The organism is Lachnoanaerobaculum sp. MSX33 (assembly GCF_000512995.1).
Taxonomy (GTDB): Bacteria; Bacillota; Clostridia; order Lachnospirales; family Lachnospiraceae; genus Lachnoanaerobaculum.
On record NZ_AZXX01000099.1, the window covers coordinates 19676 to 33965 of the forward strand.

Annotated in this window: 4 protein-coding genes; all 4 read right to left on the reverse strand. The window is 38.7% G+C overall.

Annotation, left to right across the window (positions count from 1 at the left end):
• Window positions 1–64: 64 nt before the first annotated feature.
• Complete coding sequence (locus tag HMPREF1495_RS12960; protein WP_034215614.1) at window positions 65–4792, reverse strand: N-acetylmuramoyl-L-alanine amidase family protein; 4728 nt, start codon at window positions 4790–4792, stop codon at window positions 65–67.
• A gap of 14 nt (window positions 4793–4806) precedes the next feature.
• On the reverse strand, window positions 4807–11802 hold the full coding sequence (locus HMPREF1495_RS12965; protein WP_034215617.1) for an InlB B-repeat-containing protein: 6996 nt from the start codon (window positions 11800–11802) through the stop codon (window positions 4807–4809).
• Window positions 11803–12392: 590 nt separating this feature from the next.
• Entirely contained in the window at window positions 12393–13163 is a 771-nt protein-coding gene (locus HMPREF1495_RS12970; protein ID WP_007591867.1) for an ABC transporter ATP-binding protein, read from the reverse strand.
• On the reverse strand, window positions 13160–14236 hold the full coding sequence (locus HMPREF1495_RS12975) for a FecCD family ABC transporter permease (protein WP_007591865.1): 1077 nt from the start codon (window positions 14234–14236) through the stop codon (window positions 13160–13162). Before HMPREF1495_RS12975 ends, HMPREF1495_RS12970 begins: the two co-directional genes overlap by 4 nt.
• Between the last annotated feature and the right edge of the window lie 54 nt (window positions 14237–14290).

Here is a 14290-nt window from a genome sequence, read left to right on the forward strand (position 1 = left end):
TGTACTCCTTATTCGATATACTAGAATACATTCAAATAAGGCAAAACTCAAGTAGAAGATTACCTTATCTCCATACTCCTTCGGCATTTACATGAAATCCGTCAGGAGTCTCTTCGTTAATATACATAGAACCGAGCGGTCTTATGTCCTTATTGTCTCCATAGTTCCAACGACCTGTGCTGTTGTCAAAGAACCATGTCTGAGCCGGTGGATTCGGATTGAAGAAATACCAGTTTCCATCGATCTTATCCCATGAAACATGCATATGACCGTCGTTTCTGTCAAGGAAGTACCATCTTGTATCGTCAGGATCATGATGCCATCCCTTAATCATCTCACCAAAGAAGCCGTCGTGATTCATTGAAAGATAGTACCATTTGTTTGTATCTCTGTCTAAGAACCATCCGCTGTCCATGATACCGTCCTGTTCAAAGTGGTACCACTCTACCTTTGTTCTACCTTCAAAGGTATAGCTGAGTAATTGCCATCCGGTTACTCTCTCACCGTTTGAAAGCTTAAAGATCCACTTTGAGTTATCAAGATTCTTAGCAGCTTCCTCAGGATTGATAAGTTCCCAGTTACCACCTACTCCAACTGCAATAGGTGTTGATGCAGACAATGTGTTTGCTCTGCCTCTTCCTGTGTTTGAAGCGGCACTACCGCCACCTGAGCTTCCACGACCGCTACCGCCGCTTGAAGAGCCGCCACCATTTGACTTTCTTCCTGCATTTTTCAATGCAAGCTCAAGTGCATCAAATGCAGCTTTTAATTCAGCTGTGGATGACTTTCTGTTTGTCTTTGTAAGTACAGCCTGTGCAGCATCAATTGCCATTTGCAACATTCCTGTGTTGGCAACTTTCGGAAGCTCAATATTGGCCTGCTTAATAAGATCGTCAAGGTCTCTTGCAGCCTGAGCTCTATCTACTCTGTCATTTGAGAAATAGAGATATACTGTAGCATCAGACAATACTCTTGTAGTTGTATCTGTAGGTACAAATGAATCTCTGTCATCACTTACACCCTCATAATGCCATGTGATACCGTTGTTATCTACATAGTCATTTGTAATGTTTGCTGTGTACAAAGATGCATAATCTTCTATTACTCTTGTAGGTGCAATATGAAGTGTGGAAACAAGACTGTTATCTCTTGCATCCTTTACTATAACTTTTCTTACATCATCAGGAAGAGTATATCCCCAAGCATATGTAGAACCGTTTGATACTGTAATAGAGAACTCTCCTGTATAAGAAGGTGATGTAAAATCAACTCCTGTAAACGGATTTATTGTATTACCGCCTGCATTTGAAGGTGAAGCAAGACTTCCGCCAAGCTCATAGAATCCATAGCTTCTGTTCCCAAGTAAAGCGCCTGTCTCGATATTTGCATCAAATGTAATATTCGCTCCTGTAGGATCTACATAGTTTTCCCAATTTCCTGTAACGGGATCCTTCTTTTGCACATTGAATGTCATAAGGAATACAGACCTGAAGCTGTCATCTGTCTCAAATGCAATAGCATTTCTTGTGGCTGTAGGTATGCTTGATTTTATAATTTGAATTCTAAAATCTCCCGCTTCATTTACTACAGGATAAATAACTCCTACACCCTGGTTTGAACCAAGATTGTCCACGTAGTCCTTAGACCATGTGTTACTTGATCCAATAGGTGAAAATACTGTCTGTAAAGTTACAGGGACATTAGGCATTATAAATGTAATTCTGTCTCCTGAAATATTGTAGTTTCTAAGACCTCTAACCACATTCCAGCTCTGGAAATTCTTACCTGAACTATCTATAGGAGCCGCTTTTATTTCTACTTGTGTTCCTTCAGCTACTCCCTGCAAAGGATTTCCTGTAGAAGGATTTGTGCCGTTAATTCTCACAAAAGTATACTGTGGAGTGGCATCCGCAATAAGTGTTATATCATTGTTAGGATTAACAATAACAAGGTTTGCAGTGCTTACAGTTGTAGGTGATGTAGTAGCCTGTCTGGTAACAGGATCTGTTGTGGTTCCTGTAGGTCTTGCCACTATCTGATAATTTACATCAGGATCAAGGTTATCAAATACAATATTATTTCCTGAAGGAGTTGTAAACGGATAAACCACACCGTTTGGTCCTATAAGTGCATAGTCTGTATTTGCAGATAAAGGAGATATTGTAATTTGTGCTTTACCGCGATTATTCGGATCAGCTTGTGGCTGTGGATTTATTGCGGTAGGTATTGTGGTAGATGTCGGTGTTGAAACATCGCTGCTTGGCACAGGCATTCCTACAGATACTACCGCCGTCGGTAAAGCCGTATATACTTGGTAGCTCTGTCCCGGATTGAGAGAACTGTCTGTTATCTCACCGGCTGTAGGTACAAGATTTGCTCCGTTCACTATTTTTATAACATTTCGTGTAATAGGATCGACTATTACATAGCGAAGTCTTGAATCAATAGATGAAGGATGTATCTGTATTGAAGGTGTTCCGTTTGTAGGATGTAATTGACCGTCAGCTACAGGTGCATTTGCTACAAGTGCTGTAGTCGGCTGTGCAAATGCTGTAAAAGTCTGTCCGTTCAAATTGTTAATAGGTGTGGTTGCATCAACAGGATTAAAGTTACCGTCAAACCACTGTACAGTATAACCCGGATCGGCGTTTACCGCAGTATAGACACTTAAATCAGCAAATGTAAGATTTATAGGGTTTCCGCTTGCATCTACATTTGCAATCTCCGCATCCTGACCCAATGGCAACGGAGATATACGACCACCTATTTTAAAATGATAAGTATTAAAGTTACTTGGTATCTTTGTAAACTTGGCAGTCAAGGTTATTGTATTCTTACTTCTTGGAATTCCTGTAACAGTCTGAGGTGTACCGAGATTTAAGTTTACCTGCTGTGAACCAAGTTCGGATGATGTTTCCCAATGGTCGAATCTGTATCCTGCATTAGGAACAGGATAATAAATCATATCACTTGGTTTTATATCCACATCATAAGTATTACTTGTGCTTGACTGATTAAGCCTTGACAGATTAATTGCAGCATCTGTATTTACATTATAATCTGCAGCTGTAGGAGAATTTGCAACTTTTATACTTCCTCCGGCTCCGTTTATCGGGATAAGCTGAACTATAGCTGTAGGATCAACTGCATATGTTACGATTATCTCTTTATTTTCGATAGGACCTGTAGAGGCAGTAGTTAAATCAAAGTTCTGATTTGCATCACTCCAGCTTGAATCAATATTTGCTATAGCTGTCTGATATGAGCTGCCCCACGTTGCAGTGCCACCGTTTAACTGTGCCGAAGGATGATCGGTACCATATTTATAATTAGCTACCTTAGGTACAGGAATCTGAATATCATAACTTCCGGTATTGTATCCGGCCTTAATTTTTAGGTATTTTGCCTTACCGTTACTACTGTCCACCTCTTTATATTTGCTACCGTTAGCTGTTCCCGGTGTGGTAGGTAAAGCTGAATTTGTTCTTTCATACTCTGATACTATTAAACTTGTAATATCATTTCCCCTGTCATCCATATACCTCACAGTAAGTGTAGTCTGATATGCAGAATTGATATGATACTTATAAGTTATCTTTACATCCTGATTAGGCATCTGACCGGTAATCTTTCCGAAATCTGTAGATGAAGATACAGTATTGACTTTCAGTCCGTCATATGCATGTGCCCCTGAACCCGCATCACCTGTAAGCAGTGTGGCATTGGCGGCAGGATTACCGTCTTTAATATTTTTATCACTTGTAATATGATCTATTACCACACCGTCAAATATATATCTGTCAGCCGGTGTAATATTAGCTGCATCTATTTTACTGATATCTTCATTCGGTCTTATATTCTTGGCACCGATATCTGTAAGTGCAGCCTCATAATATAAACCACCTACTCTTCTGCTTCTTTTTGATAAAACACTTAAAGCAGCATCCTGATATATCTCGTCAACTACTTCCAAAGCCTTTTTTACGTCTTGGTTTACATTGTAATTAAACGTGATTTCAGTATCCTTATTCACCATGGTTCCACTTAAGTTTTTATTATTATCCATAGTAAAACCTGCATCAGTAGCACTAAAACCTGTAAATTCTGTAGCAAATAAAGGTGAGGTATTTGGATCAAAGAATTTAACAGTATCATCTGCACCGGTATTGGTTATCTTAAACCCGTCAGGTACTATAGGTGACTGCGGTATTGCTTCTAAAACATTTTTTGTTGTAGTGGAATCTGCCGGAAGTCCCGGAACATAAACATTATTATCCGCAGTATATCTTACTTTTAAATTATAGTTTTTACTTGGATCGGCCTTAAGTTTGGCATAATAAGTTTTTCCATTACTTGGATAATTCAGGCCGTCCATTCTCCACAAACCGAATCCGTTTTCCTTATCGGTCATCCAATGCTCTATCGCATAGCCTTCCAATCCGATATTATCCCAAGATTTGCCGTTCAGAGTCTTTGTTTTATCAAAAGTTCCGTTATCCGGATTACCTGTGTCCGGTTGTACAAAAGGCAGATATACATAGTGATTGGTGTGATTTACTTCCATTCCATGAAAATCTCCACTACCTGTATCTATTAAAGTATTTGCAGTTCCTCCCGGAATATTAATATTTTGAATAATATTCTTTAAGGAAGGGTTTAAATCCGTAAAATTAAACTGAAAATCTGAACCGGTCGGAGCACTTGGTGCCGCCCAAACCGGCAAACTTGCCGGCTGGGTTGCTAACATTGTTCCCACCAATAGGGTCGCAATTTTTCTTTTCATTGTTTTCATATTTTTCTCCAATATCACTGAAGTCTCTCACCATTGGCATTTACAGTGTAGCCGTCAGGTGTTTTTTCATTTTCATACATGGAGCCATATGGTCTTGAAGATGTCTTTACATAATCCCATCTCATATCAGCAGAATTCCACTCATATGTAGGTGCAGGAACTACAGGATTGAAGAAATAGTTCTTTCCTCCAATATTTTGCCATCCTGTAAGCATTGCACCTGAATTATCCATATAGTACCATCTTCCGTCTTGAGGATCTTTATGCCATCCTCTAGTCATTACACCATTGTCTTCATTCATGTAATACCATTTATTTGTATTTGTATCGAGTACCCAGCCAAGAACCATTTGACCTTCAAGGGCTCCCTTACCGGTATTCATAAAATACCAGTTCTTTGTAGAAGGATCTTGCATCCATCCTGTTACCATTGTTGACTTTGAATCAAAGAAATACCATCTGCTCACAAGGTTACCATGACTGTCAGGAATCTGAATCTTTGCCCATGAAGAGTTCAGTGGAAGTCCACCGTTAAGAACAAAGCTCCATCCTCCGGTTACAGGATTTGTCTCCCATTTACCGTCTGTTCCCAAAACAAAGCTTGTTACATTACTTACCTCAAGAGAAGCCTTATTGCCTATTGTATTCTTTTCTCCCGGTGTCAGAAGTATAGAACCTCTTCCTGCAGAAGAGTTACCACCGCCGCTTGCACCGCCGGTTCTTCTGTTTCTGTCAGCAATTCTACCGTTAGATATATTGCTGTATCTGTTAATAACATCAAGCAATCCGTCAATAGCTCTTTGAAGCTCAGCATAGTTTGCCATTCTTCTGTGATCGATACCGTCTTTATCCAAGATATCTCTAGCCCAAGCTAATGTATCCATAGCTTCCAATATCTTTTCTCTGATAGTATCAGCCTCACCGGCCTTCAGATAAGGATCACCAAGTAAATCCTTTGCTGTTTGAATTGTATTTCCAATATCCACTCTGGCTTTATCTACCTTAGGCTTGTTATTTTCATAGTAAGCATAGATAGTCATAGCCTTTGTAATATTCATTGAAGGATCAAATACAGAGAGAGAATTCTCCTTCTTTGACCAGTTCTTATAGTTGTATTCCACACCGTAAATATCTTCAAAAGGTGTTACAAGATTACCTGCCGTTTCTCCGTCCGCATATGCTTGTACAAGAGAATAGTCAAGAGAATAATCCGCATCCTCCACAGCCTCTTTTCTTCTAACCTTAAACTTATGATAGAAGTTTCTGCTTGTATCATTCAAGTGCTGATAGTCAAGTACCGGCTTATTGTCTACAAATACAACCTTAAATATCTTTGAATAAACCAAAACATAAGTATGGTTCAGATTTGCAGTAAATTTAAACAATCCCGCATTATTATCAAGGTCTCCTACATAACTCATGGCAACAGGTGTACCTGTAGTTACGTCAAAAATCTCATAGTCAAGCTGATCTGTATCTGCAGCCGGAAGCTGTGCTGTTACATCAATACTTGCATTTGAATCTGTAGCTCTTCCAACTTTTCTTCCGTCAACATATCTTTCAAGCTCTACATCAAGAGCATATGCTGCCGTATATGCATCAGGATGATCCACACCTGAAACAGAAACAGGCTTTACCAAAGCGCTTTCAGCATTGCTTGCATTTCTCTTTGAGAATATAACTCTGTAGTCAACCTTGGCACCGTTTATACCGATCAAAGACTGATCCTGCGGTGTTGTAAGATCATGTGCCAGAGCAGGTATCTGATTCGGATCAAGTCCGAACTCTCCTACCGCACCACCTCTGATTTCCTCATCGGCATCCGCATCATCAGCTGCAATCTTCGGCAAATCATATACCGCCTTGAAAACAATATTTGAGTTTGACATTGTAAATGAATAATCATTATCAAGTATCTTTCCGGTTACTCCTACAGCTCTACCTGCAAGAACCTGCCAATACTTAAAGTTGTATCCTGCAGAATTAACCATATCCGCATGTAGATTTACAAGATCTCCGGCCTTTGCTTCATTAAAGCTTCCTGCATTAACGCTGTTGGCTCCAACCATTACAACTTCGCCGTTTACAGCTTCTACAATATACTTAGGTGCATCGGCCATATCTCCGGGGTTAGCTGTAATAGCATTTCCGTCCGGTAATTTACTTAGAGGATCGGGTATTGATGTATCACCCTTTCTTCTTGCAACTACTGTGTATGTCTCGTTAGGATTAAGGTTTTTGAAAGTAACTATTGAAGGATTTCCTGATGATCCTATCCATCCGTTGTCACTTCCCGGATAATTTACAACATTTCCGTTTTCGTCAATAAGCGCATAATCTGCATCAGGATCGGCAGGATTTATAACAATCTGAGCCATTCCGTCATTTTCAGGATCATAACCTACACTGTAGTTATTCTCAACTGTAGGAATATATGTATCTATAGGTGCTGATATATTACTGCTTGTAATACTTGAAGTAGGATTTCCAACAACCGCAATAGTATCAGGTGTACCCTCTTGAACATCATAGTGTGCTCCCGGAATAAGATCCGGAACATTAGTAATGCTTCCAATAGCATCACCTGTGACCACAGCCACTATTTTTCCGTTCTTGTCACTTATAACATATACATTTCCCGGTGTTGTACCGTTTATTCTTATTTCACCGCTTCCATCATTTCCAAGATGACCTGTCGGTACTATAGAACCTATAGTAAGTCCCCATGTAACAGGATCCTTAGTAAAGTTTGCATAGTATGTAGCATTATTTACAAGCGGACTTATTGCAGTCATTGCATTGTTTGCACTGTCACTCCAGTTGGCAAAGTTGTAGTTTACAACAGGAATAGTGCTTGGTAAATCACTTTGAATCTGTCCCCATGTATAGTCATATGGCTTATGAAGTGTAGTAGGTGTTCCGACACTTCCGTTTGCATTTGCGGCAAAATTTATATCAATCCACATAGAAGGATCTTCAACAAATTTTGCATAAAGTGTAAGCGGTGTACTTCCGGCTGTTACTGTATCGGAAGGTAACGGATTGGTACCTACAACAGGTATTGTTGCGGCAGCATCCATATACCAACCGTCAAACTTATAATAACGATTAGCCACTGTTCCCGGTATGCTTCCCTGAGCATTAAGCTTATTAAATGTATCTGCTTTACTGTCACCTAAAGCTGTTCCGTCACTTCCAAGGAATGTTGTCGGAACTCCCGGTAACAGTGCACCGATACTTCCCTCATTATTTGGAGAAGCCGCCACTTGGAAGTTAATAGCTCTCCACTTATTCGGATCACGGCTAAGTTTGTAGTCCACACCTATCGGTCCTGTAGCTGAAATAGGCATAGCTCCGGTTAATGCACCGTCAGTCGCATTTACACTTCCCCATGTTGAACCTGAAGGATTAATATCTGCAGTTGAGTTTCCATCCCAGATATATCCATATAGCTTGTCACCTACTGTAGTTCCTATTGCAGGTATTTGCATATTTGTGATAGTAGAACCCGGTGCTATGGCATCTACACTGCTTGCTAGAACGCTGTTCGGTACTTCTCTGTCAAAGAATCTACGAACAAGGTTGTTTGAAGAATCAGCTGTATAAATATATGTAATTTCTACATTCTGATTCGGCATATGTGCAGTAAACTGTCCTGTTGTCTGATCATTTAATGTTATAAAACCTGCACTGTTAAGGCCTGTTTTATAGTTCGGATACGTGAGATCCTCATGTTCACCCTGTACTATACTGAAAGACGTATAATTATATCCCGTAATTGAAGTATCAGGCTGACTTGAGAAAATCTGTTCCGCATTTAATGAACCGCTTATATCAGCTGCCAATGTATTTCCTGCACTGTCACGGTGATGAATAGTATAAGTAAATGTATCAGCAGTCTTTACCTTATATCTGTATGTAAGATCCACACCTGTTGTATTCATAGTTGCATCTACATGACCTGATGAAGCATTTACGGTTCCGGCACCATATGGATTAAGTACTCCTGTATTGAATTCATATCCTGCTATAGAAGTAAGCGGATCTGCAGTTATTGGTTGTGTAAAGCTATATTGTCTAGGTGGTTCGCTACCGAAATCTATAGGTAATGCAACATTTGAGTTCTTATGTATTACTGTAAAGTTATGCAATGTAGGATCAGGTGTCCACTTTGCATAAAGATATACATTACCTGCTGTAGTAGGTGCAGGGAATGTTGCAGGATTTCCTACTCCTGTAAATGCAGCGCCGTCAACATCTCCGGCATCAAATTCTTTATTACCGTTTATATCTGTATATGTAAACCATCCGTTAAATACATAACCGTACTTTGTCGGTGTCGGTATTGGTCCCAGAGTCGTAGCCGATGCTCCGGTATTCTCTTCCATATTTGCTATAACATTACCACCCTTTGAATCAAAATGGTAACGTACAATATTTTTCTTAAAGTACACAGTAATATTCACAGGGTTGGTGCCCATGGTACCTATAATATTTCCGTTTGGGTTGCCTGATGTGTCGTTTTCTGAACGTACTGTTGTTACTACAGACGGAATATCAACTCTGTCAAATACATATCCTGAATAATCAACTGTAGGTGTAGCTGTAAGTGTAGGTAAATCATATTTTATATTTGCACCTGCAGCATATGAAGTTGTATACGGGTTTGTTAAAAGTATATGATCATTTCCTGTGAAGCTCATATTTTCAAACGGAATACTGTTTCCGTTCTCATCTGCATAGTTTAGTGTAAAGCTATATACAGGAGCCTTTAAGTATACAACGTTTTGTAATTGATTTGTTCCACCGTTTATAGTGGTTCCGGTTCTTACCTGTTGTGATACATTTCCCGGTGCAGTCGTCTGTCCAGGCTTATCTGCAGTAATACTGCTTATAGAATATGGAAGTGCCACAGTTCCTCTACCTGAGTAGTCCAGTACTGTACTTCCCTCAGTATTTAAAGAAGGTAGCCTTGTCTGGTCTGCTTCATTTACACCAACACTTCCGGTAAACTTTGCACCCTTTGGTATATACAGATAGTTTGCACCAAGACCTATATTGGCATTAGTTGTTGTATTTGTAGTTGTATCTGTAGTAGTATTTCCTGTTACATTTACATTTCCTGCAAGTGTAAATGGATACACCGTTGGTGTTGAACCGGTAATAGCCATTGCATCTGCCAAACTTACAGCAGAGACATTGTTAACAGATTCGTTAGCTGTAATGTTTACAGTACCTGTACCTGCATTTGCTGCTACTACACCATTGCCTTCAACATCTATAGCAGAAGCCTTGGCTCCAGTTCCTTTAACTTTGTTGTTTGTCAGTGTAGTTCCTGCTTTTAAATTAAGTTGGCCTTCAACCTTTACTAAAGCACCTGTAACATTGGTACCTGCTGTATCAGTTGCAGCCTTGTTACCGTCTATCTCTATATTGGTAAGTGTAAGAGTCTTTCCTGCAGGTACTTCTATAAGATCTCCTGCAAAACTATCTTTACGAATAAGCTTCTTTACAGTACCGTCATGCATATCGTCAGGATGAGTTCCATAATAACCCGGAGCATCAAACACACGCATTGAACCGATCTTATCATACAAACTTGTCTGTATTGTAAGACTCTTAAGATTCGGTGCACTGTTCCAGTTAAGTGTTGCCGGTATTTCGGTATCATCCATTACATAGATATATGCCTTCTCGGTTCCACTTGCTCCTATAGCATCTATAGCAGCCTGTACAGTATTGTACGGCTTTGTGATATAACCTGTAGAAGTACCGTTTTGGCCTCCATAAGTAGGATCTACGTAGTAAACAGATACTCTCATAGATACTTCAAATGTTGCACTCTTTGTCTCTCCCGGTGCCAAATCAAAGAAGGCTGAGAAAGCTGCTGCAGAGTCATAACCTTGGACTAAAGAGTCTTTAGATTTGACAAAGGTAAAACCTGTATGATACGCAGAAGAGTTTCTGGCATCCCATGGTGTCATTGGCCATTGGCCTGCCCACACTCTTCCATCCCCCGACTTTACCTTTACATCAAAGTCGGAAAGCCTATACTTATTATCTGTAGAATTCAATTCTCCATTATTGACTAAATCTTGAACTTCTGAATCAGATAAATTTGCTATCATATGAAGATGCTTTCCACCCTGAGTAACTAACACAGGTACCTTATCATGATTATATAGGAATGTATCAGACTCATTACCTATCATAAACTTTACAGGATCACTTGTCGTATTAGCCACTGTATAGGTTACAAGCAAGTTCTTATCATCGTCATCAGGTTTTATTTCCTGACGAACTTCTATTTTTTCCGTTTTCCCCGGTACTTGAAGTTGAGTAATACCACCGTTATATGTAGCAGGAAAAAGTTTCACAGGAAAAACATTCGGATCTATTGATTTATATTTAGCACCAGCTCCTGCACCACTAAGATAGGCAAAATAATCATTACCCTGTAAAGAAGCATCATCAGGAGTTCTACCATCGGATCTGTAAGTAATATATGGTGTCAAATATGTAAGCGAATTTATTGTATCACTTGGTCTTGGTTCACCAAAGCCATAGTAGGTTGCCCAATAATCCTTACCATATGCAGTACGAACTGTAGTTGTATATCCTCTTTGTCCAATACTTCTGGATGTTTCACTATCATCTGTAACTGCTGAAATATTAAAAGAATTTGTATTCCCTATATTGTTAGAGAATAGAAAACCTCCTTGAGTATATAAATCGGCAGGATCATAGTTTGTATTTTGACCTGTAAGCCCCGCTCCCATCTTCTGAAACGTAAATCCTGTAGAAGAAGAAGATCCGTAGCTAACTCTATTATTTCCGGAGCCTGTGGTCTCCATATAAGGATATCGATCCCCATTATCTGTAAGGCTTGTATTTGGCACCAAGCTGCTCGCCTTTACATCCATCTCCCCAAAAGGCAGCGTTGTTGCCACCATTAAAAAGGATAGTAGACCCGCCAACAGTCTTTTACCCTTGTGATTATTCTTTTTCATATATCACCTCTATTTGTCTTTTCATACAAAATAAAATCATTATCTTGTTATCCTCCATGAAATATAAAGAATCTAAAATCGTATTTTTTGCACCTTAAACAAGAGTTTCCTACCTAGCCCAAGTAAGTTACCCTTGTTTTTATTCGCTAAATAAGAGTTTCTTACCTAGCCCAAGTAATCTGCCCTTGATTTCATATCCTTTATTTTACCTTTGTTTGCCCTCTTGCATAGGCAAACTGCCCAATTAAATTTAAAACAATCTTCTTAATAAAAAGAATGCATTATGCTTATATGAATCTAGCCCTTATCCATATAAACAAAGACTTCATTTTATTGCATTCTTGCTTTGCAAAAAATGAAATTTTACACGATTAACCCTACACCTCCTTATAACAATTAAATTTGATTTTATAAATCCTTACTATTCTACTCTATTTTTTGTGTTTTTGGAACTATCAAATGATACATTGAAAGTTTTTTTCTTGAACTTTTCTTACTTTTTATATTTATAGTTGTTTTTAATGCTTTTTATAAAGCAAAAAATAGTGCAAATGATAATCTCATTCACACTGTTTATTATCCTGTGTCTTTTACAGCTCCGGCATAAAGATTATATTTACTCTGCCTGTTTTTTCATTTTCTATTATCATCGTATCTATATCAAAAAGTGCCCTAATATTTTCTCTTGTCAACATCTCTTTCGGACTTCCTACATCAAATATTTTCTTGTTTTTCATCAAAACAAGTCTGTCACAATATGTTGCCGCTATATTAAGATCATGCACACAACAAAGTATTGTCAGACTTTGTCTTTTAAGTATATTCATAATTTGATACTGATATCCTATATCCAAATGATTTGTAGGTTCATCAAGAAGTATTACAGGTGTCTTCTGACTTAATGCTCTCGCAAGCAATGTTCTTTGCTTTTCACCACCTGATAATGAAAGAAAATGTCTTTTTTCATATCCTGAAAGTCCCACTTCCTTGATATATTCGCTTACAATTTCTCTGTCTTCTTCACTGCTTCCTGAGAAAAGTTTTTGATATGCAAATCTTCCAAGCATTACCATGTCGTAAACCGTCATATCAAAATCAACAATATTTTCCTGTTGCATTACGGACATCTTTTTAGCCGTTTTTCTGTTTGAGAGTTGGGACAAATCCTCTCCGTCTATAAATGCCGCACCGCTGTCCGGAGTAAACACCTTATAAATATTTTTAAGCAGTGTAGACTTACCGCAACCGTTAGGTCCTACAATACCTACAAACTCTCCTTCTTTTACGCTTATATCAATACCGTCTATTATAATCTTTCCGTCAATGGAATAAGTGATTCCCTTTGTTTCAAGTTTTTTCATCCTCTTCCTCCGTTATTGGATTTTTTAATCAAGTATAAAAAGAACGGTGCTCCAAAGAAAGCGGAAACTACACCGATCGGCAGTTCTTCAGGTGAAATAACAACTCTTGATATAACATCCGCCAATACAAGGAATGTTCCTCCAACTAAAGTTGCGGCGGGTATTAGCCTTGTATGCTTACTTCCTACCACCGATCTTGTAATATGTGGAATGGTAAGTCCTACAAATCCGATTACTCCGCTGATCGAAACAATAACACCTGTAAGCAATGTCGCCACCAATATCATTATCAGCTTCAACTTTGAAGTGTTTACACCAAGTGTCATTGCCACATCATCACCCAAAAGCATTGCATCCAGCATCTTTCTTATGGAATATATCACTATAGAACAAAGTATGAATGTAATACTGACATACATAAGTCTTTCCCATGTGGATCCGCTTAATGAACCCATCATCCAGTACTGTGCAGTTTTTACTTTATCCGAGCCTGTCCTTTGCATATAAATCATCAGATTTGTTGCAGCTCCGAAAAGTGCTGCTACCGCTATTCCTGCAAGTATGAGCTGAGTTGCCGTTATCTTATTTCTTATTTTTGCTATATTAAGTGCAATAATTATAGAAATTACCGCACCTATAAAAGCACCAAGCATTGTACCGTAAGGACCGTAAAAAATCAAAGATCCATACATAATCATAAATACCGCACCTGCCGATGCTCCCTGTGAAATACCGAGTACATAGGGATCTGCCAATGTATTTTTTGTTAAAGCCTGCATTATAATTCCACAAAGTGTAAGCCCTGCTCCAACAAAGAATGCAACGAATACTCTGGGGAATCTTATATCCCATATTATGGATTCAATACTGTTATCCCATGTGACTTCCACTACTCTCCTACCGCTGAATTTATTGGCTAAAAATCCCGTAATGTCCTTCAGTTCAATGTCCACACTTCCTAAAATGATTGAGATTACAATTGAAACGCAAAGTATTAGAATCATAATTAAGATAAATCCTAAATATGTACTCTTTGATTCAAGAGGTAAAAAATGTTTTTTAAATTTTGACATATTAACTCCTAAAATAAAACTGCCACAATCAGTGACAGTTTTATATGTAAAAAA